The organism is Acidovorax sp. JHL-3, from assembly GCF_000526295.1.
Lineage (GTDB): Bacteria > Pseudomonadota > Gammaproteobacteria > Burkholderiales > Burkholderiaceae_C > Acidovorax > Acidovorax defluvii.
In genome coordinates, this window is record NZ_JAFU01000001.1 from 556,518 (window position 1) to 580,013 (window position 23,496).

Here is a 23,496-nt window from a genome sequence, read left to right on the forward strand (position 1 = left end):
GAGTTCACTATGCCCCCGCGCAATGCCAAAAGCAATCCCATACCGCCCTTGGCGGGCGGGTTATGTCGGTGAAGGTGCCACGGCGAAAAAAAAACGCGCACAATGGATCGGCTGTGGGCAAAGTCCCCAAAACGCCCCCCAGTGCGTGCCCCACCAACGCGGCAGTTGCCCGCCTTGCAAGGCACCCCCTGCATTGCCACGGCCTTGCGCGCAGCCGCCCAGAGCCGGGGCCCCACCCGGTGCGCTGCTGCGTAAAATCAAACGGTTCGAAGCAGCCCTGATCGCCCGCAATCCTTAACACTTTCCTGGCACGGAACCCTCTTCACGCTCCGCCTGCCCGCACTACCACCATGACCCAGCCCAGCCCCCAAGCCCTGCACACTTCGGCCCTCACCTCCCTGCCCCTGCTGGCCCGCGGCAAGGTGCGCGACAACTACGCCGTGGGAGATGACCGCATCCTGATGGTGGCCAGCGACCGCCTGTCGGCGTTTGACGTGATCATGGGCGAGCCCATCCCCGGCAAGGGGGAACTGCTCACGCAGATGGCGCTGTTCTGGTTCGACAAGCTCGGCCACATCTGCCCCAACCACCTGACGGGCGAGGCGCCCGAAAGCGTGGTGAGCCCGGCCGAAGTGCCACAGGTGCGCGGCCGCTCGATGCTGGTTCAGCGCCTGCAGCCCATCCCGGTCGAAGCCGTGGTGCGTGGCTACCTGGCCGGCAGCGGCTGGAAAGAATACCAGGCGTCGCAATCGGTGTGTGGCGTGCCGCTGCCCGCCGGCCTGACCAACGCCGCCAGGCTGCCCGAACCCATCTACACCCCTGCGGCGAAGGCGGCAGCGGGTGAGCACGACGAAAACATCACCTTCGAGCGCACGGTCGAGATGATCGGCCTGGAGCTGGCCACCAAAATCCGCGATCTGAGCATCGCCATCTACAAGGCCGCCGCAGAGATCGCGCTCACCAAAGGCATGATCATTGCCGACACCAAGTTCGAATTCGGCCTGGCCCCGGATGGGACACTGGTGCTGATGGACGAAGTGCTCACGCCCGACAGCTCGCGCTACTGGCCGGTGGAGGGCTATGCCGAAGCCCTTGCCAAGGGCGAAAACCCGCCCAGCTACGACAAGCAGTTTGTGCGCGACTGGCTGGAGCAGGCCCAGGTCAACGGCAAGCCCTGGGACAAAACGCCGCCCTCCCCGCGCCTGCCCCAGGCCGTGATCGAGAAAACCGCCGCCAAGTACCGCGAGGCGCTGGAGCGGCTGACGGGCTGATCGCTTGCGGCAGCGCAGCATCGTGCGCTGAAAGCCTGAATCCAGGCTGTAGTAACCGGCTAACACCACGCCCGGCCCGTCTGCCGGAAGAATGGGTGCTGCCGATTCACAACCCAGGAGACACGCATGGCCGGAAAAAAATTCTGATGATCTGTGGCGACTACTGCGAGGACTACGAGACCATGGTGCCCTTTCAGGCGCTGCTGGCCGTAGGTCACCAGGTACACGCCGTGTGCCCCGACAAGAAGGCGGGCGAGCACATCAAGACCGCGATCCACGACTTTGAAGGCGCCCAGACCTACAGCGAGAAGCCGGGGCACAACTTCACCCTCAACGCAAGCTTTGCCGACGTGAAGCCCCAGGACTACGACGCGCTGGTGCTGCCCGGCGGGCGCGGGCCCGAATACCTGCGCACCTACCCGGCCGTGCTGGCGGCGGTGCGGCATTTCTTTGACGCCGACAAGCCCGTGGCCGCCATCTGCCATGCCGCGCAGTTGCTGGCGGGCGCAGGCGTGCTCAAGGGGCGCAGTTGCTCGGCCTACCCGGCCTGCCGCGCCGAGGTGGAGCTGGCGGGCGGCCAGTATGCCGACATTGCTGTGGACAAGGCACACACCGACGGCAACCTGGTCAGCGCCCCGGCCTGGCCCGCACACCCGGACTGGATCGCGCAGTTTCTGGCGGTGCTGGGCACGCGCATCACCCACTGAGCGAGGTGCCCCCGGGCTTGCCCGCTTGCGCGCCCCTGTGCGGGCGCGCACGATGGGGCCTGTTTTCTGCCCTCCCCGGAGAAGCCCGCCATGTGCCAGGTCTTTATCAGCGCCGACCCCGCCCTCTACACCTGCCGCGCCCGCTCGGTGCGTCTGCATGGGGTGGCCACCAGCATCCGGCTGGAGAACCTGTTCTGGCAGGTGCTGGAAGAAATTGCCGCGCGCGACGGCATGAGCGTGCCGCAGCTTTGCGCCCGGCTGCACGATGAATTGCTGGCCGAACGGGGCAGCGTGGACAACTTTGCATCGTTTCTGCGCGTGTGCTGCGGGCGCTACCTGGCGCTGCAGCTGTCGGGCGGCATTCCGCAGGACCGTTCGATCCCGATCCGCAGCCTCAACCCCGGCCGCGTGCTGGCCACGGAGCATGCGCGGTCAGTCACGCACCCCTGTCCGCGCCAGGCGGCCTGATCCCGGCCATCTCGGCTCCTGGGATTTTTGGTGGCTTCTCTTCAGCTCAGCACCACACTCGACAGCCGTCGGCGGTAGGTGGCTACCACCGGGTCTTCGGGGGGAATCTGGCCTTCTGCCACCTTCACCTTGGGCGGCTCGATGATTTCCAGGATGGCCACATAGGTCTTGCGGGCAGTCTCGTCGTTCCAGGCCTTGTCACGCATGAGGATTTCAAGCAGCTCGTCCATGGCGTCGGTCCAACGCTGCTGCGCCATGAGCCAGCGAGCGCGGGCAAAGCGGGTGTCAAAGTCGCGCTTGTTGGCGGTGATTTTTGCATCAAATTCGGCTCCAGCGCTTTCCCCATAAGCGCCAACAGCTAGACAATCAATAGCATCCATCCAGCACTTGAGGGCCCCGAGCTTGCGCGAGGTGGCGGCCTTGGCGATCACGGGGGCAAAGGCCACCTTGGCGTCATCGTCGCGGCCCAGTTGCAGCAGCAGCTTGACGTAATCAAACCGTGCGTCGTCGTTGGCAGGGTCGGTGGCCACGGCGTGCTGCAGCTTTTCCAGGGCGGTGTCGGTGTCGCCTTCGGCCAGCGCATCCAGCGCCTCTTCTTCCTCGGCCTCTGCCACCACTTCTTCTGCTGATGGCACATGCTTGTCGAGAAATTCGCGCACCTGGCCCTCGGGCAGCGCGCCCATGAAGCCATCGACCGGCTGGCCGTTCATCAGCAGCACGCAGGTGGGGATGCTGCGGATGCCGAACATGCCCGCCAGTTGCTGCTCCTGATCGGAGTCGATCTTGACCAGCTTGAAGCGGCCCGCGTAGTCGGTTTCGAGCTTTTCGAGGATGGGGCCCAGCGACTTGCAGGGGCCGCACCAGGGCGCCCAGAAGTCCACCAGCACGGGCACGTTCATCGAGGCGGCAACCACCTCGGCTTCAAAGTTCTCTACGGTGACGTCAATCATGATGGTGTGGGCCATGGGCCTGTTAAGCGATTTCGCGCTATTTTGGCCCAATGAAACAGCCCCACGCCAGCAAGGGAAGCGCAAAAAGTAAAATCGCGGGTTCCACCTACAGCGGTGCAGCGGGCGCAGCCTGCGGCCCGACACCTCCAACACCATGAAACCCATCCAGATCGGCGTGGTCATGGGTTCCAGCAGCGACTGGGACACCATGCAGCATGCAGTGCAGATTCTTGAACAGTTCGGCATCGGACATGAGGCCCGCGTGGTCTCGGCCCACCGCATGCCCGACGACATGTTTGCGTATGCCGAGGCCGCCGCAGGCCGGGGCCTCAAGGCCATCATCGCCGGGGCCGGGGGCGCTGCCCATCTGCCGGGCATGATCGCGGCCAAGACCCCCGTGCCCGTGCTGGGCGTGCCGGTGGCCAGCCGCCACCTGCAGGGCGTGGATTCACTGCATTCCATCGTGCAGATGCCCAAGGGCATACCTGTGGCCACATTCGCCATTGGCACGGCGGGCGCGGCCAATGCCGCCCTGTTTGCCGTGGCCCTGCTCGCCAACGAGAGTCCCGAGTTGCGCCAGCGCCTCGAAGCCTTCCGCGCCGAGCAGACGGAAGTGGCGCGCAACATGACCCTGCCGCCCGCCGCATGAGCCCCAACAAACCTCTCTTGCCGGGATCGACGCTGGGCGTGCTCGGCGGCGGCCAGCTGGGCCGCATGTTCGTGCACCAGGCCCAGGCCATGGGCTACTTCACCGCCGTGCTCGACGCCGACCCGACCAGCCCGGCCGGGCTGGTAAGCCACCACCATATCCAGACGGGCTATGAAGACCCGAAAGGCCTGGCCGAGCTGGCCCGCCTGTCGGATGCGGTGACCACCGAATTCGAGAATGTGCCCGCTGCCGCTCTGGCCACCCTGGCCGCGCTGCGCCCCGTGTCGCCCGATGCCAGCGCAGTGGCCGTGGCGCAGGACCGTGCACAGGAGAAGGCCCACTTCGTCGCCTGCGGTGTGCCCTGTGCGCCCTATGCCGTGATCGAGACGGCCGAACAACTGGCTGCCGTGGCGCCCGATCTGCTGCCGGGGATTCTGAAAACCGCCCGCATGGGCTATGACGGCAAAGGCCAGGTGCGCGTCAAAACCGCCGCCGAACTGGCCGCTGCCTGGGCGTCGGTCGGCTCCGTGCCTTGCGTGCTCGAAAAAATGCTGCCGCTGGCGCTGGAATGTTCAGTGATCGTGGCGCGCGGTGCCGACGGCGCCGCCGTGCACCTGCCCGTGCAGCGCAACCTGCACCGCGACGGCATCCTGGCCGTGACCGAGGTTTATGAGCAAAATATGCCTCAAGCGCTTATCCAACAAGCGGCAAAAGCTGCTATTTCGATAGCAAACGGCTTGCAGTATGTGGGCGTGCTGTGTGTGGAGTTCTTTGTGCTACAAGACGGCAGCCTGGTGGTGAACGAAATCGCCCCGCGCCCGCACAACAGCGGCCACTACAGCCAGAACGCCTGCGACGTGTCGCAGTTTGAGCTGCAGGTGCGCACCATGGCGGGCCTGCCGCTGGTGCAGCCGCGCCAGCACAGCGCTGCCGTCATGCTCAACCTGCTGGGCGACTTATGGTTTGCGCAGGGCGATGCCGAGCAGACACCCCCGTGGGCTGCCGTGCTGGCCCTGCCCGGCGCGCACCTGCACCTGTATGGCAAGCGCGAAGCCAAACGGGGCCGCAAGATGGGGCACCTCAACATCACCGCAGCCACCCCCGAAACGGCACGCGCAACGGCACTGAAGGCGGCGGCCCTGCTGGGCATCGCACCATTCTGACCATGATTCTTGACGGCACCCTGCCCGAATCCATCGCTGCCGCAGCGCGGGCCGTGCGCAGCGGCGCGCTGCTGGGCCTGCCCACCGAAACCGTTTATGGCCTGGCCGCCGACGCCAGCAGCGATGCTGCCGTGGCGCAGATCTTTGCCGCCAAGGGCCGCCCCAGCGACCATCCGCTCATCGTGCATGTGGCCGATGCCTCGGGCATTGCGCACTTTGCCCGCGAAGTGCCCGGCTTTGCGCAAAAGCTGGTCGATGCCTTCTGGCCCGGCCCGCTCACCCTCATCCTGCCGCGCCGGCCCGGTGTGGCCACGGCCGCCACCGGCGGCCAGGACAGCGTGGGCCTGCGCTGCCCCGCCCACCCCGTGGCCCATGCGGTGCTGCAGGCCTGCTCCGCAACTGGTGATGGCCCCAAACTCGGCGGGCCGCCGGTGTGGGGGCTGGCCGCGCCCAGCGCCAACCGCTTTGGCCGTGTGAGCCCCACCACGGCACAGCATGTGCAGGACGAACTGGGCGCCGATCTGCTGGTGCTCGATGGCGGGCCCTGCGATGTGGGCATTGAATCCACCATCGTGGACTGCACGCGCGGCGTGCCGGTGCTGCTGCGCCCGGGGGCCATCTCGCGGGAACAGATTGCCGCGGTTTGCGGCATGCAACCGCTATCGAAAGAAGAGCTTCCCGCGCTGACCCCGCGCGCGTCGGGCACGCTGGAGGCCCATTACGCCCCCGCTGCCAAGGTGCGCCTGATGGACGCCAAGGCGCTGCAAACCGCGCTGGACCTGCTGGGCGCTGACGCTGCCCACATCGCCGTCTATGCCCGAAGCGCACTGCGCACCCGCTCGTCAAAGCTGGTCGTGCGGCGCATGCCCGATGACGCCAGCGCCACCGCCCAGCAACTTTTTGCCGTGCTGCGTGGCTTTGATGACCAGGCCGTGAAACTGATCTGGATCGAGACCCCCCCCGCCACCCCCGACTGGGAAGGCGTGCGCGACCGGCTGCAGCGCGCGGCCGCGGCCTGAGCCGGCTTGCCTGCCTGTTTGCTTTACATGCGCTGGCTGTGCGTCGTTAAACTAACCCCCACTTATCTGGAGAAATACATGGCAACAAATTGGATGCGCCGCACCGTGATGGTCGCCGCATGTGCGTCGGCAGCATTGCTCGCGGCCTGTGGTTCCAGCACCACGGATTCGGAACTCACGCCCGACCGCTTCATTGCCTTTGGCGATGCCTTCACCGATGTGGGGCAAAAGGGATCGCGCTACACCGTCAACGATGGCTCCGTCAGCAACTGGACGCAGCAGCTCGCCTCGCGCTACGGCAAGACGATCACGCCCGTGGCATCGGGTGGCCTGAGCTACGCAGCGGGCAACGCACGCATCACCGCCAAGCCCGACGTGGCTGGCGATGCGACCACCCTCACTGTCACCGAACAAATTGACCGCTTTCTGGCCGGCGGCGCCTTTGGCGCCAACGACGTGGTGTTCATCAACGCCGGGGCCAGCGACCTGATCGTAGGCATGGCTGCCGTGCGCGCCGGCACCATCGCCCCCGCCGACATGGTGGCGTCAGCACGCAAGGCAGGCCAGGAACTGGCCACGCAGGTGCGCCGCCTCGTCAACGCTGGGGCCAAGCATGTGGTGGTGACCGGCACCTACGACCTGGGCAAGACGCCATGGGCCACGGCCATCAGCCAGACCAGCCTGCTCAACGATGCCAGCAGCCGATTCAACGAGGGGCTGCTGGTGAACATCGTCGATCTGGGCGCGAATGTGCTGTATGTCGATGCGGCCTACTACGTCAATCTGTACACCAGCTCGCCCGGCTCGTACAGTTTTGACAACGCCACCACACCGGTATGCACCTCGGTGGATGCCGGCAACGGCATTGGCATCGGCACCGGCCAGGTCAACTCGGCCTTGTGCACCACCGCCACCTTGCTCCCCAGTGCCAACCAGAACAAGTATGTGTTTGCCGACGCGGTCTACCTGACGCCATCGGCCCACCGCCAGCTGGGCGACTACGCGTACGACCGCCTGCGGGCCCGCTGGTAAGCCGCAGCCACACCGCACACAAAAAAGCCGACCCTGAGGTCGGCTTTTTTCATGCCCAAAGCGCAAGCCGCTTATTTGACGGCATCAAACACTGCGCGCGCCTGGGCGTGACAGAACGGCGGCTCGTAGGTGCCGTGGTAGTTGCCGTAATACGTGGCAAAGGCCGCCGATGCGGGGTCGGTGGGCGCTTTGCCGCCTGGTCCATACGTGGCCTGAACCAGGGCATCGACATCCACCGAGGCCACATTGCTCAGTCCCCGGCTGTCAAAGTCGGCCTTCATGGCCCGCTGGTGGATGGCAGGCGGCACGGTGGGATCACCCGCGCCTCCGCACAGGAGCACCCGGGCCTTGGGGTTCCAGCCCAGCAGGTCGTTCTTTTGGGCCGCCACGAACAACGGGTTGGAGCCACCCGCCTGGGCTGCAGCCAGGAATTCGGGCTGGAACACGAGGTCCCGGGCCTGGTTGGGCGTGACACCGGGGCCGCCGGGCAGCTTGCCGGTGGTGACCAGCGTGGTGTAGTTCAGCGTGGGGTTGGGCAGCAGGCTCTCGATGTAGTCGGAATATGGCGTCTTGAAAGCCGTCTTCACATCCGTGTACACCGTGCCGTACACCTTTTGCCATGAGGTCACCAGGTAAGGCACGAAGAACTGCACCCCGGCTATCGCGTCGGGCACGCGCAACGAGCCCGACAAGTTGTAAGGTCCTGCCAGATGGGCACCGGCCACCACGTTGAATTCGGTGCCGTAGTCCCGCTCGGCTGCGCGCTGCGCCGCCATGGACGCGTGCCCACCTTGCGAATAGCCGGTGAACATCACTTTGCCCGACAGGTTGGCACCCACACTGGACGCGGCCGCCCGCGCGGCGCGAACCGAGTCCAGCACCGTCGTGGCTTCGGAGTCTGCGTGCAGATAGGGGTGGTAACTGTAGGTGGACTTGGCAAAACCAAGGTAATCCGTGGCCACCACCGCATAGCCCTGGGCGGCATACATGGCCGCCAGCAGAAAGGTTTCGCTGTCTTGCGGATTGGCCAGCGTGCGGTTTTTTTGCACATCGGTGCCCTTCGCATAGGCCACCAGGGCCGCAGCGCCCGTGCAGCTGCCCGCGGGCACCAGCATGACGCCCGATGAATTGGTTTGTTCACCGGCCCGTGCGCCCACCGTGGAGTAGTTCAACCCCACCACCTTGACATCGCATTTGGCCTTGCCGCTGATGGCCTGCAGGCCGCTGCCTGCGGTCGCGGCATCGATCTGCGCGGCAGTCAGCGTGGCCAACGTGGCGGGCGCATCCACCAGATCCCCACGCTGGGGGCCGTCCGAGCCCCCGCAGGCAACAAGCAACACCGCAGCGGTGGCAACACAAGTGAGGCGGAAATACGTCATGAAGAAATCCCTTGGAGTAAGAACAGCGACGCATCGTGCGCGCACCTGCACTGCAGCATCCATAGGGAATTACGCCGACCGCACCCTTGCAAAGACGCCTGGGCGACACCCTGGGGGGGGGGGGAGCTTCAGGCCCGGCAGCGCGCGCCGTAGCGCAGCTTCATGCCAAGGATGGCACCCGCCAGCGCCAGTGTGATGGCATTGGCCACCACGATGGGCCAGGCCGCCAGCGCCACCCCGTAAGCCAGCCACAACGCCACGCCCAGCGTGAAGGTGCTGTACATGCCCAGCGAGATACCGCTGACATCGCGGGTGCGGAACGTGTGCAGCGCCTGCGGCAAAAAGCTGCAGGTGGTCAGGGCCGCAGCCAGGTAGCCGATGAGGTCGTGGAGGGGCATGGTGGTGTGGGCATCCGGGGCTATTGATCGCGCGCAGTCCAGTCCACCAGCGCATCAAGCACTGGTCGCGCGCCGCCCGCCTGGGGGTGGTTGACGATGGCCACCAGCACATAGCGGCGGCCGCTGGCGGCATGCACATAGCCCGCAACGGCCATCACGTCGCGCAGGCTGCCGGTTTTGAGGTGGGCAGTGCCTGCACGGCTCTGGCTGCGGCGCAGCGTGCCGTCCACGCCGGCAATCGGCAAGGACGACACCAGCTCGGGCATCACCGGCGACTGCCAGGCCAGCTGCAACATGCGCGCCAAGGCCTGGGCGCTGATGCGTGCGTCGCGGCTCAGGCCCGCGCCGTTTTCGGGCGCTGGCGGTTCGGCATCGCCCAGCCGGGCCTGCCACCACTGGCGCAATGCAGCGCGAGCACCGTCGAACGTGGCCGCGCCATTTTGGCGCAGTGCCAGTGTGAGAAAGAGTTGCTGCGCCATCACGTTGTTGCTGTATTTGTTCACGTCGCGCACCACCTCGGCCAGAGCGGGCGATGTGGCCACAAACACGGGCTTGAGCCCCGCAGGCACCTTGCCATCACGCACGCTGCCCGTGAGCTTGCCGCCCAACTCGCGCCACATGCCCTCTACGGCGCGTGCGGCAAAGCTCTTGGCATCAGGGTACGCCGCCGCCCACACGCGCTCGCCACAACTGGCCGGATAGACACCCTGAAATGCGACGCGCGCCGGATCGGACAGCTCGGCCCGCAGGGCGGCGCGCCAGTCACCGCACGCGGTGCCGGGCGTCGCCAGCGGCACCGTGGCCTGGCGCTGCACGCCGGCAAGCGGCGGGTCGTACTGGATGCGCGCCAGCCCGGCGGCCGCATCGGGCACCAAAGTCATGGCCACCGCGTTGTAGTTCATCAGCAAAGCGTCGGGCGCCGCGTTGTAGGGGCGCAGCGGTTCGCCATCGAAGCGGGCTGCATCGTGCTCGGGCACGTCAAAGGCGGTGCGGTCCAGCACGATATCGCCCACGATGACCTGGATACCCTGGCCCTGCAGGCGGCGCAGCAGCAGCCACAGGCGCTCCATGACCAGCTTGGGGTCACCCTGCCCCTGGATATGGACGTTGCCCTTGAGGCTGCCGCCCTGCACCACGCCGTCCACATACACCGGTGTGCTCCAGGTGTGTGCGGGGCCCAGCAGGTCGAGCGCTGCATAGGTGGTCACGAGCTTCATGACCGAAGCGGGGTTCATGGCCACCTGTGCGCGGTGCGCCAGCCTGGGCGCCTGGCGGCCGCCCTGCGCGTCCACCACCAGCACCGACAGGGCGTCACGGGGCAAGCGGGCTCGCGCCAGTGCGGCCTCCACCTCGGGGGGCAGTGGCACCAGCACTTGCGCCGGGACTGCACCGCCAACGAGGAGTAGGCACCCAAAACACCAGCGCACAACGGCTGCGCGGCAGCCCACAGGAACAAACATCATCGGCCAAGTCTATCGCCGGGGCACTCTCGCCTGGCGGCAAGCCTGGCGCCCGCAGCAGCGTGCCCCTGATAATTGCCCTCCGAACCCATACCCTCCCGGCCCCATGAACCTGCTTGCCTTTGACACCAGCACCGACACCGTCTCCATTGCCGTACAGGCGGGAGGCGCCGTGTGGCAACACACCGGGCCGGGTGGCTCGCAGGCCTCGGCCACGCTGATTCCGGCCATTCGCAGCCTGCTGGCGCAGGCCGGGATGTCGTTTTCCACACTGGATGCCATTGTTTTTGGCCGCGGCCCGGGGTCATTTACCGGCTTGCGCACGGCCTGCGCGGTGGCCCAGGGATTGGCCTTTGGTGCGCGCGGCGGCGCGGGCGTGCCGGTGCTACCGGTAGACACCCTGCTCGCGGTGGCCGAAGAAGCCCGTCACCAGCATGGCTGCACCCAGGTGGTGGCGGTGCTGGATGCACGCATGGACGAGGTGTACGTGGCGCACTGCGAATGGCTGCCGGCCCAGGGCGGCACTGCCGGCCATTGGCGCACCGACGGGGATTTCGGCCTGTGCGCCCCTGAGGCCGTGCGGGTGCCCACAGGCTGGACACTGGCCGGCAACGCCCAGGCCGCCTATGCAGAACGCCTGGCCCCCAGCGCCCTGCACGCCAGCGCGCTGCCCACCGCCACGGCCCTGTTGCGCCTGGCACCGGCCTTGCTCGCCGCAGGCGGCGCCGTGCCTGCCAGCGAGGCGCTGCCCCGCTACATCCGCGATAAAGTGGCGCAAACCACCGCCGAGCGGGCCGCCCTGCGTGCAGCCCAGGCCGCATCCGCTGCACAAGCCACATAAGCCACCCACCTGCACCATGAACGCCGTCGTCTCGCCCCTCGCCAGCGCCCCCGAGGCACGCTTTGAGCCGCTCACGCTGGCGCGACTGGACGACGTGCTGGACGTCGAATTCACCGCCTATTCCCACCCCTGGACGCGGGGCAATTTCACCGACGCCATGGCCTCGGGTTACCAGACCCAGTTGCTGGTGGCGGGCGACCACTTGTTGGGCTACTTCGTGGCCATGATGGGTGTGGACGAGGTGCATTTGCTCAATATCACCGTAGCCCCGGCCTACCAGAAGCAGGGCTGGGCCCGCGTGCTGCTGGACGCCCTGGCGCTGTGGGCGCGTGGGCGGGGCGCCCAGTGGCTCTGGCTTGAAGTGCGCGTGAGCAACGAGCGCGCCCTGCATGTCTACCAGGCCCATGGCTTTCGTCGCGTGGGCGAACGCAAGCGCTACTACCCTGCCCCCGCAGGCCAGCGCGAAGACGCCGTCGTCATGAGCCTGCCCCTGTGAGCCCACCGACCGCCCTGTGCCTGCCGTTATGAACCTGTCTTTATGAGCCTTCACCTCGATGCGCGCCAGCGCGCCATGCTGCAAGAGATGGGCGTCACCATCTGGGCGCCCGCCCAAGTGTCTGCGGCCCCAGCGCCCGTGAACGATGCCGCCCGCAGCCAGGGGACAGCAGCCGAGCCCCCCACGCCCGCCCCCGCCGTGGCGGCTGCGGGGGGCGACACCGCGGCGACACCGCGTGCCGTGCGGGAACAACGCGCAGCCGCTCCGGGCGGCGCCCCCGCACCCAGGCCGCCAGCACCCCAGGACGGCAGCCCCACGCCCGCATTGGTCCTGCACGCAGCGCAGGCGCTGTACCCCACGGCCGATCCGGCGCAAACGCCTGCCGGGCTGGGCGCCGGATGGCTGGTGGTTGCCGAGAGCCTCTCGCCCACGGAGCCCCTGGCGGGCGACGCGGGCCGCCTGCTGGACAACATGCTGCGGGCCATGCAACTGCACCGCCACCCCCGCGTGTTTCTGGCGGCGCTGGAGCGCCCGCAGGCCGGCAACGCAACCAACGCCCTCGAGATAGCGCCGGCACTGAATGAGATGGTGGCCACCCTGCGCCCCGCCATGGTGCTGGTGCTGGGCCATGTGGCAGCCCGAGCGGCGCTGGGACGTACCGAGCCCCTGGGCCGCCTGCGTGCCGAGCTGCACCAGCTGGCGGGCTGCCCGGCGATCGTCACCTACGACCCCGCCTTTTTGCTGCGCTCCCAGGGCTACAAGGGGGCTGCCTGGGCCGATCTGTGCCGCGCGCTGTCACTGGCGCACGCCGCCACCGCCCGCCCCTGACGTCCGCCCGGCGCCATGTCCCGCAGCGCGCGGGTGTCTTCAACGCAATGCATAATCCGCGGCGTGAACTTTTGACGGAGACAGTTCCTTGGAAACCTACCCGAGTTGGTAGCTTTCAGCTCCCGGCCTGCCGTGGGGTTGAAAGCACCCCATACCCATTGCAGACGCCATATAACCAGGGAGTGAGCCCATGCTCAACATCTTCACGCTTGCCAATGGCCGGCTGTTTCAGGAAGAGATCGAATCGCTGGAGGAGCTGACCCGCTTCCAGCCCATCTGGGTGGATCTGGAAAACCCCACGGTCGAAGAAAAGCGCTGGATCAAACAGCACTACGGCCTGTCCATCCCCGAAGACGCGATGGACGAGGACATTGAGGAATCCGCCCGCTTCTACGAAGAAGACAACGGCGACCTGCACATTCGCAGCGACTTTCTCATTGACGACAACGAGCAGCCGCGCTCGGTGCGCGTGGCCTTCATCCTGAACCTGACCAACTCAGACCTGAAAAGCAAGGGCGTCCTGTTCTCCATTCACGATGAAGACGTGCCCGTGTTCCGCCTGCTGCGCATGCGCGCACGCCGGGCGCCGGGCCTGATCGAGGATGCCAAGGAAGTGCTGCTCGCGCTGTTCGATGCCGACGCAGAATATTCAGCCGACACGCTGGAAAACATCTACGACGAACTGGAAAAGGTGAGCAAGCAGGTGCTGGCCGGTGACGTGACCGACACCCGCGCCGGTGAAGTGCTGGGCGCCATCGCCCGCCAGGAAGACTTGAACGGCCGCATCCGCCGCAACGTGATGGACACGCGCCGCGCCGTCAGCTTCATGATGCGCAGCAAGATGCTCAACTCCAACCAGTTCGAGGAAGCGCGGCAGATTTTGCGCGACATCGAGTCGCTGGACAGCCACACGGCCTTTTTGTTCGACAAGATCAACTTTTTGATGGACGCAACGGTCGGTTTCATCAACATCAACCAGAACAAGATCATCAAGATCTTCTCGGTGGCCAGTGTGGCGCTGCTGCCGCCCACGCTGATTGCCAGCGTGTACGGCATGAACTTTCAGCACATGCCCGAGCTGGCCAAGGAGTGGGGCTACCCCTACGCGCTGCTGCTGATGCTGGCCAGCGCGCTGGGCCCCATGTGGTACTTCCGCAAGCGCGGCTGGTTGAAGTAGCCCCCCTGTGGCGCTGCGCGCCTTCCCCCCCGAGGGGGGACGCCTCCAGCGGCCCGGCGAAGCCGGTTCCGCGGTGGCGCTGGCCTAGGGTCCGCCAGTTTTTACGGGCAGTCAGCTTTGCTGATGGCGTTTATTGATCACGCGCTGGTGGTCATCACTTTCAACGGTCGTGCTCCAGTGATCTGAGGCGCCTGCCAGTCAAATACTAGTCAAATAGGCCGCTAGCGCTTATCAGCAAAGCGCTGACAGCTATTAATTTCATAGTTTTTGTAGAAACGTCTGCACCATGTGATCGGCGTAGCGGCTGGCAACGGTCTGCACAAACAGCGCAAAGTCGCCATGCGCGGCGTCGTCGGCGCGGTCGGAGATGGTGCGCACCGCCGCAAACGGCACGCCATAGTCCAGGCACACCTGGGCCACGGCGGCGCCCTCCATTTCTACGGCCAGCACGTCGTGGCCCGCTTCGCGCAGCGCGGTGCGCAGCCGGTCCGACTCGTGCGCGGCCGAGACAAAGCGGTCACCGCTGGCCATCAGGCCGTGGTGCACCTGCTGGGCAGTGTGGCCATTATTTGAATCAAATAGGCCCTCAGCGCTTACCAAACAAGCGCGGGCAGCTTCCAAAAGAAGAGCAGACAAAGCCACATCGCAGGCCAGCCGTGCACGCGCGTAGCCCGGCAGCTCCCAGCGCGGGAACAGCGGCGAGGCGTCCATGTCGTGCTGCACATAGTCCTGCGCCACCACCACATCGCCCACGCGCACACCATCACCCACGCCACCGGCCACACCGGTAAACACGATGCGGGCCGCACCAAACCGCTCGATCAGCGCCGTGGCCGTGGTGGCGGCCGCCACCTTGCCAATGCCCGAGAGCGCCAGCACCACGCTTTTGCCGTGCAGCATCCCCGTCCAGAAAACACGCCCCGCGTGCACCCTGCGCTGCGGCGCCTGCAACAGGGCGACAAGGCTGGATTGTTCTTCGGGAAGAGCGCTGAGGATGGCGGTGGTCATAGGCCCCATTATTTCTGCATAAAAAAACCCTGGGCTGTCAGGCACCAGGGTCTGGCGGCCGCACGAAGCGGCCAGAAAAACTCAGTTCCCGTTGTGCACGCCATCCACGCCGTGAGCGTGGTGGCCTGCAAACAGGCGACGCGGGAAGATCACGTAGACCTCCTCGCGTTGGCTGGCGGCAAAAACGCGTTACTTCTTGTCGCGCAGTTCGCGCCGCAGGATTTTCCCGACGGGAGTCTTGGGCAGCTCGGTACGGAACTCGATCACCTTGGGCTGCTTGTAGCCCGTGAGTTCATGGCGGCAGTATTCGCGCACATCGGCTTCGGTGAGGTCTTCCGACCTCTTGACGATCACCAGCTTGACGGCCTCGCCCGATTTTTCGTCGGGCACGCCCACTACGGCGCATTCCAGAACGCCAGGGCAGTTGGCCACCACCTCTTCGACCTCGTTCGGATACACGTTGAAGCCGCTGACCAGCACCATGTCCTTTTTGCGGTCAACGATCTTGAAGTAGCCGCGCTCGTCCACAACGCCGATGTCGCCGGACTTGAAATAGCCGTCTTCGGTCATGACCTTGGCGGTTTCGTCGGGGCGCTGCCAGTAGCCCGCCATCACCTGGGGTCCCTTGATGGCAATTTCGCCGGGCTGACCGAGGGTGGTGACCTCGTGGCCTTCGTCATCGAGCAGCTTCATGTAGGTGTTGGGCAAGGGCACACCGATGGTGCCGGTGAACTCTTTAGCGGTCACCGGGTTGCAACTGGCCGAGGGGCTGGTTTCCGACAGACCGTAGCCCTCGCAGATCGGGCAGCCCGTTTTTTCGAGCCACAGTTTGGCCACCGCACCTTGCACGGCCATGCCCCCGCCCACGGAAACCTTGAGGTTCTTCCAGTTGACGGTGTTGAAGTCGGGGTGGTTGGCCAGCCCGTTGAACAGCGTGTTCACGGCCGGAAAGCTGTGGAAGGTGTGCTTGGACAGCTCTTTGAGCACGGCAGGCAGGTCGCGCGGATTGGGGATCAGGATGGTTTTGCCGCCCGTGCGCATGGACAGCATCATGTTCACGGTGAACGCGAAGATGTGGTACAGCGGCAGCGCGCAGATGCTGGTGGGTTGCTCACCCTCGGGCACCTTGGTCATCACCGGGTCGTTCCAGGCCTCTGACTGCAGCACATTGGCGATCACGTTGCGGTGCAGCAGGATGGCGCCCTTGCTCACGCCAGTGGTGCCGCCGGTATATTGCAGCAGCGCAATGTCGTCGGGCTTGATGTCGGGTTTCTTGAACGCACCGCGTGCGCCCTGCGCCACTGCGTCATTGAAACGCACTGCGCCTGGCAGGTTGAAGGCGGGCACCATCTTTTTGACGTTGCGCACCACGTAGTTGACCAGCGTGCCTTTGAGTATGCCCAGCTGGTCTCCCATGGAGCACAGCACCACATGCTTGACGGGTGTGTGGACCAGGCATTGCTCCAGCGTGGTGGCAAAGTTCTCGATGATCACGATGGCCTTGGCACCCGAATCCTTGAGCTGGTGCTCCAGCTCGCGCGGTGTGTACAGCGGGTTCACATTCACCACCACAAAACCGGCTCGCAGGATGGCCGCCACCGTGACGGGGTACTGCGGCACGTTGGGCATCATGATGGCCACGCGGTCGCCCTTGACCAGGCCCAAGCCCTGCAGGTAGGCCGCGAAGGCGTTGCTCAGCGAATCGGTCTGGGCATACGTGACGTCCTTGCCCATGAAGCTGTAGGCAATACGGTCGGCGTACTTGGTGAATGCCTCGTCCATGAGGGCGACGAGGGATGGGTATTTGGACAGGTCAACATCAGCGGGAACGCCTTGCGGATAGGCGGCCAGCCAGGGGCGGTCGGTCATTTTCATTGTCTCCTGATAAGGTTCATTGTGATCACAAAAGCACGCTGATGTTTCTCAGCACGATCGTGCTTTTTCCGCGAGGGGATTATGCCCGTCAGCCTTTAAGCGCGGTGAGGACTTCGTCGAGCATTTTCTTGGCATCGCCGAACAGCATGCGGTTGTTTTCCTTGTAGAACAGCGGGTTGTCCACCCCCGCATAGCCCGAGGCCATGGACCGCTTCATCACGATCGAGGTCTTGGCCTTCCACACTTCGAGCACCGGCATGCCCGCAATGGGGCTGGATGGATCATCAAGGGCACTGGGGTTCACGATGTCGTTGGCGCCAATGACGATGGCCACGTCGGTGTCTGGGAAGTCCTCGTTGATCTCGTCCATCTCCATCACGATGTCGTAGGGCACCTTGGCCTCGGCCAGCAGCACGTTCATGTGGCCCGGCATGCGGCCCGCCACCGGGTGAATGGCAAAGCGCACATTCACGCCCTTTTCGCGCAGGGTCTTGGTGATCTCGTACACCGTGTGCTGTGCCTGGGCCACGGCCATGCCGTAGCCGGGCACGATGATGACGCTCTTGGCATCGCGCAGCAGATCGGCCGTTTCGGCAGAGCTGACAGGCACCACCTCGCCTTGTGGCTCGGCAGCCTCGCCCTTCTTGGCAGGCGTGCCAGACCCCGAGCCGAAACCACCCGCGATCACGCTGATGAAGTTGCGATTCATCGCGTTGCACATGATGTAGGACAGGATGGCGCCCGAGGAGCCCACCAGCGCGCCAGTGACGATGAGCAGGTCGTTAGAAAGCATGAAGCCCGTGGCCGCCGCCGCCCAGCCCGAATAGCTGTTGAGCATGGACACCACCACCGGCATGTCGGCGCCACCAATGGCCATGACCATGTGGATGCCGAACAGCAGTGCGATGACCGTCATCACGACCAGCGGCAGCATACCCTGCTCTATTGTTTCGGCCTGCAGAAACTCCCGGCCAAACCAGATCACGATCAGCAGCCCGGCGAGGTTGAGCCAGTGGCGCCCAGGCAGCAACAGCGGCTTGCCGCCGATCTTGCCGTTGAGCTTGCCAAAGGCGATGAGCGAGCCCGAGAACGTGACGGCGCCAATCAGGATACCGACATAGATTTCCACCTCATGGATGGTTTTCTCTACGCCCTGCAGCTGGATCGAGGTGTCCACATAACTTGCAAACCCCACGAGGCAGGCCGCCAGGCCCACCAGGCTGTGCATGAGCGCGACCAGCTCGGGCATCTGGGTCATCTTGACGACCTTGGCGGCGTACAGTCCGATGCCGCCGCCAATCACCAATGCACCAACGATCCATGCGACGCCCATGGGGCTGACGCGCGGGCCGAACACCGTGGCCAGCACGGCCAGCGCCATGCCGACCATGCCGAACAGGTTGCCGCGGCGTGAGGTTTCAGGATTGGACAGGCCACCCAGACTGAGGATGAACAAAATGGCCGCGCCCAGGTAGGCAACGGTAGCGAGACTTTGGGACATGTTCGTCTTTCCTTGTCTTTGTCGTTGTTATTTACGGAACATGGCGAGCATGCGACGCGTCACGGCAAAGCCGCCGAACATGTTGACTGCCGTGAGCACCAGTGCGGCGAAGGCCAGCCAAAGAATCAATCCATCCGGGCGCCCATTGATGCCTGCATCGGGGGGAGCGATCTGCACCAGCGCGCCGATGGCGATGATGCTGGAGATGGCGTTGGTCACACTCATCAGCGGCGTGTGCAACGCGGGCGTGACGTTCCACACCACCATGTAGCCGATGAAGCAGGCCAGCACGAACACGGTGAAGTGCCCCAGGAAGGCCACGGGCGCATAAGCCCCGATGGCCCAGAACAGCACGGCCAGCACAGCAAAGACGATGGTCAGCGTCTTGGCGGACATGGGCTCACCGGGGCCATGGCTCGATTTTTTGACCGCTACGGGAGCAGCGGACGCCTTGGGCGCCGGTGCCGCTGCCTGCTTGAGCGGTGGGGCAGGCCACGTGATGGCGCCGTCCTTGACCACGGTGAGGCCGCGGATCGCGTCGTCCTCCATGTTGACCACGGCCACGCCGTCCTTCGCCTTGCACAGCTCTTCTGTCAGGCGCAGCAGGTTGGTGGCATACAGCGTGGAAGACTGCTTGGCCAGGCGCGAGGCCAGGTCGGTGTAGCCGACGATGGTCACGCCATGGCGCACCACGGCCTCACCGGGCACCGTGAGTTCGCAATTGCCACCCTGCTCGGCGGCCATGTCCACGATCACGCTGCCGGGCTTCATGCTCTGCACCATTTCGGCCGTGATGAGCTTGGGCGCGGGCTTTCCCGGGATCAGCGCGGTGGTGATGATGATGTCGGCATCCTTGGCCTGCTCGGCGTACATCTTGCGCTGCGCGGCCTGGAATCCCTCGCTCATGACCTTGGCGTAGCCGCCGCCGCCCGAGCCTTCTTCCTCGTAGTCCACCTTGACGAACTCACCGCCCAGCGACTTGACCTGGTCGGCCACCTCGGCGCGCGTGTCGTTGGCGCGCACGATGGCGCCCAGATTGGCCGCCGTGCCAATGGCCGCAAGACCCGCCACGCCAGCGCCTGCAATGAACACCTTGGCCGGCGGCACCTTGCCTGCGGCCGTGATCTGGCCATTGAAGAAGCGACCAAAGGCATTGGCCGCCTCAATGACAGCACGATAGCCCGAGACACCGGCCGTGGAAGTCAGTGCATCCATCTTCTGGGCCCGGCTCAGGGTGCGAGGCAGGCAGTCGATGGCCAGCACCGTGGCGTTGCGGGCGGACAGCTGCTGCATCAACTCGGGGTTCTGGGCGGGCCAGATGAAGTCGATGAGCGTCGTGCCCTCGCGCATGAGCGCGACTTCGTCGCTGCTGGGGGGGCGCACCTTGAAGACAATGTCTGAAGCAGCCCACAGCGCGGCAGCGTCCCCAACGATCTGGGCCCCGGCGGCGCGGTAGGCGTCGTCGCTGAAATTGGCGGCGTCCCCCGCCCCAGACTCCACAGCGACGGTGAAGCCCAGCTTGATCAGCTTCTCCACCACATCGGGCACGGTGGCCACGCGCTTTTCGCCGGGGAAGGTTTCCCTCGGCACGCCGATACGCTGCGGCTGCTGGACTGGGCTTGTCTGCATCAGAGTTCTCCTCAAATTTCGTAATCGTTATGCCAGGCCGCTATACAAGGGGACTGGCGTGCGCGGGTGACTGGAAAGGGGCGCAGGAAACCAGGACAGCGAAATGACCAAGCGGGCAATTTTTGAAGGCGACTTGGTATCAGACATTTCGCAGGGCACCCACCCCGGGCAAACTGACCACGAGCTTACATGAAGAAACGCGAATGCCTGTCGCATTCACACCATACGAGGAAGACTCCCCTGCACATTCCAGCCGCAAAAAAAAGCCGGTGACACACAGTTCACCGGCTTGCTTCCGGGGCCACAGACTGCGGCCCTGCAGCGCAGATCAGTTCACCCGTTGTGCCAGCGCCCCCGAGGCGTATTGAGCAGCCACGACCTGCAAGCTGTGGCCCTTGATCTTGGCGCCCTGGCCTTCACAGCCAAACTCGATGTAGCGCTGTTTACAAATGGCCTTGGCGGCTTCCCGCGCGGGCTTGAGCCATTCGCGGGCATCGAACTTTTCGGGGTTCTCGGCCAGGAACTTGCGCACCGCGCCGGTCATGGCCAAACGGATGTCGGTGTCGATGTTGATCTTGCGCACACCATGCTTGATGGCTTCCTGGATCTCTTCGACAGGCACGCCGTAGGTTTCCTTCATCTTGCCGCCGTACTGGTTGATGATGGCCAGCAAATCGGCCGGCACCGACGAGGAGCCATGCATCACGAGGTGGGTGTTGGGAATGCGCAGGTGGATTTCCTTGACACGGCTGATGGCCAGGATATCGCCCGTTGGCTTGCGGCTGAACTTGTAAGCGCCATGGCTGGTGCCAATCGCAATGGCCAGCGCATCGAGCTGCGTGGCCTTGACGAAGGTGGCGGCTTCTTCGGGGTCGGTCAGCATCTGGCTATGGTCCAGCTTGCCCTCGGCGCCAATGCCGTCCTCTTCACCCGCTTCACCGGTTTCCAGGTTGCCCAGGCAGCCCAGTTCACCTTCCACGGTGACGCCAACCTTGTGCGCCATGTCCACCACCTTGCGGGTGACTTCCACGTTGTAGTCGAACGAAGAGGGGGTCTTGCCGTCTTCCATCAGCGAGCCGTCCATCATCACCGAGCCGAAGCCCAGGTCAATGGCGCCCTGGCACACCTTGGGCGAGGTGCCATGGTCCTGGTGCATCACCAGCGGAATATGGGGATACATCTCGGCCGCCGCCTGGATCAGGTGCTTGATGAAGGCCTCGCCCGCGTATTTGCGCGCACCGGCGCTGGCCTGGAGGATCACCGGGGCGCCCACCTCGTCGGCAGCGGCCATCACGGCCTGCACCTGCTCCAGATTGTTGACGTTGAAGGCAGGAATGCCATAGCCATTGGTGGCAGCATGGTCGAGCAGTTCGCGCATCGAGACGAGGGGCATGGTCGTGAAGTCCGTTCAGGGTTGATGGGGTGCTGACAGGCAGCCGCTGCGGTGGTAACCGCTTGGTAACCTGGATTTTACCCGGCTGCTACGGCGGCAGGTGGCGGGAAATCCAGACGGTAGCAGGTGGTGAATGGCGCTGGCGCGGCTGCTGCGCCAAAGGCGCCCCCGTGCATTTGCGCCACGCGCAGCACGATTTCATGCCCCAGGTGCAGGCTGTCCACCGGGCGCGCCACCCTCGCGTGGGCCCCATCCGCCTGGACGCGCTTGCCGTCGTCACACACCTGCAGCCAGGCCGCCCCGGTGTCGGACTGCCCGATCTGCACGGAAATCCGGGTACCAGGCGGGGTGTGCTTGAGGGCGTTTTCGACCAGATTGCGCACCGCCAGGTCCAGCAGCACCGCATGCCCCATCAGTTCCAGCGTGTCGGGCGCCACCAGGGCAATCTCGCCCCCCCGCTTCCATGCGGCCTGCGCATAGTCGGCGCATACCGCGCGCGCCGTGGCAGCCAGGTCCACCGGCGCCTTGGCTTCGTGCAACTGCGCGCGGCTGGCCCGTGCCAACGCCAGCAACTGGTTCAGCACATGCCCTGCACGCAGGGCGTCCTGCCCGATCTGTGCCACTGCCTGCGCCTGCGCCTGCGGGGCGAGCCACCCTCCCAGCGCACTGGCCTGCAGCGCGATGGAAGACAGCGGAGTGCGCAGCTCGTGGGCCACTTCATTGGCCAGCCGCCGCTCGCGCACCAGCGCGTCCTGCTGCCGGTCCAGCAAGGTGTTGATAGAGGCCACCACCGATTCGAATTCACTCCATGCATGGCGCGACGCGAGCCGCTGCGTGCTCGCGGGGTCCAGCGCGGCCACGTCCGCAGACAGGGCATACAAGGGCCGCAAGCCGCGCCGCAAGGCCAGGCCCAGGGCCAGCGCCACCACGGGCAGCAGCCACAAGCCGGGCTCGACCATCTGCTCGGCGATGTCCTGTGCCAGTTCGTCACGCTCGCGCAACTCCAGCAGCACCATGACCTTGCGGGTCTTGGAACCATCCCATTGCGAAAAACTACGCCAGGCCACGGCCTGCGGCCCCAGGCGCAAGTCGGCAAACCCCTCCGCAACACCAAAGGGGGGCAAGGGCGCGCTGCCGCTTTGCGCCAGCACACGCCCGGCGGCATCCCACTGCACCACGCTGATGGACTGCTGGTAGTCATGCGATTTGAGCCACGGCGTCGGCGCGCGCTGCGTGGTAACGGACGTCTCCACGGACTCGGAAGCGCGCAGGTTGATGAGCAGCGCCGCCACACTGGCCAGATGTCCATCGGTCAGCTCATCCGCTTCGTGCACACCGGCGCGGTATCCCATGAACACAAAGCTGCCCCACACCAACACCAGAGCGCCCAGAGACCACAGCAGCAGATGCCGGGTCAGGGAATGGCGACCCGCTCCCTTGGCAGGCAAGTCAGCGGACCCCGGTGCCGGCATCACCCGGCCTCCTGCGGCATGAAGTAGCCCACGCCCCGCATGGTCTGGATGCACCCGCTGCCCAGCTTGCGCCGCAGATGGTGGATATGCACTTCGACCGCGTTGCTTTCAATGGCCGATTGCCAGCTGTACAACCGCTCTTCGAGCTGCTGGCGTGACAACACGCGGCCCCGGGCCTGCAACAGCACCAGCAGCACCGAAAACTCGCGGGGCGACATCTCGACCGGTTTGCCATCCTTCATCACCGTGCGTGCAGCCGGGTCCACTTCGATGTCCCCGTAGCGGATGGTGGGCGAGGCTCGGCCTGCCGCGCGGCGCAGCAACGCACGCAAACGTGCGTCGAGTTCATCAACATCAAAAGGCTTGACCAGATAGTCGTCGGCGCCCTGGTCCAGGCCCGCAATGCGCTGACTGACCAGATCACGTGCGGTCACGATAAGCACCGGGGTTGCAGGGTCCGGCAACACCGGCGTGCCCGCGGCCGCACCCGCAGTCGGCGGGCTAGCGCGCAGCCGCTGCAACAGTTCGCTGCCTTCACCATCGGCCAGACCCAGGTCCAGCAGCACGGCGTCGAAGGGCTCGGCGCGCAAGGCGGCCCAGGCCGAGGCAACGCCATCGCACACATCCACCGCATATCCGCGTTGCTGCAGGTTGGTGCGCAGCCCGTCGGCAATACCCGCATCGTCTTCGACCACAAGGATTCGCATGGCCCCATTGTCGCCGTGACCGGCCCCTGCGGAATAGGTTAAGACCCAGTTAAGCGCCTGCGCCTATGGTGCC

General features: G+C 65.4%; 22 protein-coding genes. 11 read left to right on the plus strand and 11 right to left on the minus strand.

The window, feature by feature from the left end:
• The first annotated feature begins 350 nt into the window (after window positions 1-350).
• From K226_RS0102530 to K226_RS0102540, 3 genes are all read left to right on the plus strand, one after another.
• Window positions 351-1,271 carry a phosphoribosylaminoimidazolesuccinocarboxamide synthase gene (locus K226_RS0102530; RefSeq protein WP_024813300.1) on the plus strand — a complete coding sequence of 307 codons (921 nt, stop codon included), beginning with the start codon at window positions 351-353 and terminating at the stop codon, window positions 1,269-1,271.
• A gap of 146 nt (window positions 1,272-1,417) precedes the next feature.
• Window positions 1,418-1,978, plus strand: a complete 561-nt coding sequence (locus tag K226_RS0102535; RefSeq protein WP_024813301.1) for a DJ-1/PfpI family protein — start codon at window positions 1,418-1,420, stop codon at window positions 1,976-1,978.
• Between the two features lie 90 nt (window positions 1,979-2,068).
• Window positions 2,069-2,446 carry a ribbon-helix-helix domain-containing protein gene (locus K226_RS0102540; RefSeq protein ID WP_024813302.1) on the plus strand — a complete coding sequence of 126 codons (378 nt, stop codon included), beginning with the start codon at window positions 2,069-2,071 and terminating at the stop codon, window positions 2,444-2,446.
• Window positions 2,447-2,487: 41 nt separating this feature from the next.
• On the opposite strand, the gene trxA is transcribed toward K226_RS0102540, so the two are convergent.
• The gene (gene trxA, locus K226_RS0102545) at window positions 2,488-3,396 is read right to left on the minus strand and encodes a thioredoxin (protein ID WP_024813303.1); all 909 of its coding nucleotides are present in this window, start codon (window positions 3,394-3,396) and stop codon (window positions 2,488-2,490) included.
• Window positions 3,397-3,550: 154 nt separating this feature from the next.
• Here trxA and purE point away from each other — a divergent pair, with 154 nt between their 5' ends.
• The 4 genes from purE to K226_RS0102565 all read left to right on the plus strand — a co-directional run bounded on the left by purE (window position 3,551) and on the right by K226_RS0102565 (window position 7,259).
• Window positions 3,551-4,045: a 5-(carboxyamino)imidazole ribonucleotide mutase gene (purE, locus tag K226_RS0102550; protein ID WP_024813304.1), complete on the plus strand. Its 495-nt coding sequence runs from the start codon at window positions 3,551-3,553 to the stop codon at window positions 4,043-4,045.
• Window positions 4,042-5,208, plus strand: a complete 1,167-nt coding sequence (locus K226_RS0102555) for a 5-(carboxyamino)imidazole ribonucleotide synthase (RefSeq protein WP_024813305.1) — start codon at window positions 4,042-4,044, stop codon at window positions 5,206-5,208. Before purE ends, K226_RS0102555 begins: the two co-directional genes overlap by 4 nt.
• Before the next feature lie 2 nt (window positions 5,209-5,210).
• The gene (locus K226_RS0102560) at window positions 5,211-6,227 is read left to right on the plus strand and encodes an L-threonylcarbamoyladenylate synthase (protein WP_024813306.1); all 1,017 of its coding nucleotides are present in this window, start codon (window positions 5,211-5,213) and stop codon (window positions 6,225-6,227) included.
• 78 nt (window positions 6,228-6,305) lie between these two features.
• Window positions 6,306-7,259: an SGNH/GDSL hydrolase family protein gene (locus tag K226_RS0102565; RefSeq protein WP_024813307.1), complete on the plus strand. Its 954-nt coding sequence runs from the start codon at window positions 6,306-6,308 to the stop codon at window positions 7,257-7,259.
• A 71-nt stretch (window positions 7,260-7,330) separates the two neighbouring features.
• On the opposite strand, the gene K226_RS0102570 is transcribed toward K226_RS0102565, so the two are convergent.
• The 3 genes from K226_RS0102570 to dacB form a co-directional block, all read right to left on the minus strand.
• Window positions 7,331-8,638: a lipase family protein gene (locus tag K226_RS0102570; protein ID WP_024813308.1), complete on the minus strand. Its 1,308-nt coding sequence runs from the start codon at window positions 8,636-8,638 to the stop codon at window positions 7,331-7,333.
• Between the two features lie 128 nt (window positions 8,639-8,766).
• A complete protein-coding gene (locus tag K226_RS0102575; protein ID WP_024813309.1) occupies window positions 8,767-9,036 on the minus strand; it encodes a SemiSWEET transporter in 270 nt (89 codons plus the stop codon).
• A 20-nt stretch (window positions 9,037-9,056) separates the two neighbouring features.
• On the minus strand, window positions 9,057-10,499 hold the full coding sequence (gene dacB, locus K226_RS0102580) for a D-alanyl-D-alanine carboxypeptidase/D-alanyl-D-alanine-endopeptidase (RefSeq protein ID WP_024813310.1): 1,443 nt from the start codon (window positions 10,497-10,499) through the stop codon (window positions 9,057-9,059).
• A 103-nt stretch (window positions 10,500-10,602) separates the two neighbouring features.
• On the opposite strand from dacB, the gene tsaB reads away from it, so the two are divergent.
• From tsaB to corA, 4 genes are all read left to right on the plus strand, one after another.
• Window positions 10,603-11,337, plus strand: a complete 735-nt coding sequence (tsaB, locus tag K226_RS0102585; RefSeq protein WP_024813311.1) for a tRNA (adenosine(37)-N6)-threonylcarbamoyltransferase complex dimerization subunit type 1 TsaB — start codon at window positions 10,603-10,605, stop codon at window positions 11,335-11,337.
• Window positions 11,338-11,353: 16 nt separating this feature from the next.
• Window positions 11,354-11,833 carry a ribosomal protein S18-alanine N-acetyltransferase gene (gene rimI, locus K226_RS0102590; protein WP_024813312.1) on the plus strand — a complete coding sequence of 160 codons (480 nt, stop codon included), beginning with the start codon at window positions 11,354-11,356 and terminating at the stop codon, window positions 11,831-11,833.
• Between the two features lie 42 nt (window positions 11,834-11,875).
• Window positions 11,876-12,661 (plus strand): uracil-DNA glycosylase family protein, encoded by a 786-nt coding sequence (locus K226_RS0102595; RefSeq protein ID WP_024813313.1) that lies wholly within the window; start codon window positions 11,876-11,878, stop codon window positions 12,659-12,661.
• A 190-nt stretch (window positions 12,662-12,851) separates the two neighbouring features.
• The gene (corA, locus tag K226_RS0102600; RefSeq protein ID WP_024813314.1) at window positions 12,852-13,838 is read left to right on the plus strand and encodes a magnesium/cobalt transporter CorA; all 987 of its coding nucleotides are present in this window, start codon (window positions 12,852-12,854) and stop codon (window positions 13,836-13,838) included.
• A gap of 258 nt (window positions 13,839-14,096) precedes the next feature.
• On the opposite strand, the gene K226_RS0102605 is transcribed toward corA, so the two are convergent.
• The 7 genes from K226_RS0102605 to K226_RS0102635 form a co-directional block, all read right to left on the minus strand.
• A complete protein-coding gene (locus K226_RS0102605; protein ID WP_024813315.1) occupies window positions 14,097-14,846 on the minus strand; it encodes a 5'-methylthioadenosine/adenosylhomocysteine nucleosidase in 750 nt (249 codons plus the stop codon).
• Window positions 14,847-15,035: 189 nt separating this feature from the next.
• Window positions 15,036-16,715 (minus strand): long-chain-fatty-acid--CoA ligase, encoded by a 1,680-nt coding sequence (locus K226_RS0102610; RefSeq protein WP_024813316.1) that lies wholly within the window; start codon window positions 16,713-16,715, stop codon window positions 15,036-15,038.
• A 94-nt stretch (window positions 16,716-16,809) separates the two neighbouring features.
• On the minus strand, window positions 16,810-18,222 hold the full coding sequence (gene pntB, locus K226_RS0102615) for a Re/Si-specific NAD(P)(+) transhydrogenase subunit beta (protein ID WP_024813317.1): 1,413 nt from the start codon (window positions 18,220-18,222) through the stop codon (window positions 16,810-16,812).
• A 27-nt stretch (window positions 18,223-18,249) separates the two neighbouring features.
• Window positions 18,250-19,851, minus strand: coding sequence for a Re/Si-specific NAD(P)(+) transhydrogenase subunit alpha (locus K226_RS0102620; protein ID WP_024813318.1), 1,602 nt, complete (start codon window positions 19,849-19,851; stop codon window positions 18,250-18,252).
• Window positions 19,852-20,179: 328 nt separating this feature from the next.
• Complete coding sequence (fba, locus tag K226_RS0102625) at window positions 20,180-21,244, minus strand: class II fructose-bisphosphate aldolase (RefSeq protein ID WP_024813319.1); 1,065 nt, start codon at window positions 21,242-21,244, stop codon at window positions 20,180-20,182.
• Between the two features lie 77 nt (window positions 21,245-21,321).
• Complete coding sequence (locus K226_RS0102630; RefSeq protein ID WP_024813320.1) at window positions 21,322-22,716, minus strand: two-component sensor histidine kinase; 1,395 nt, start codon at window positions 22,714-22,716, stop codon at window positions 21,322-21,324.
• Window positions 22,716-23,423 carry a response regulator transcription factor gene (locus K226_RS0102635; RefSeq protein ID WP_024813321.1) on the minus strand — a complete coding sequence of 236 codons (708 nt, stop codon included), beginning with the start codon at window positions 23,421-23,423 and terminating at the stop codon, window positions 22,716-22,718. Before K226_RS0102635 ends, K226_RS0102630 begins: the two co-directional genes overlap by 1 nt.
• Window positions 23,424-23,496: the final 73 nt, after the last annotated feature.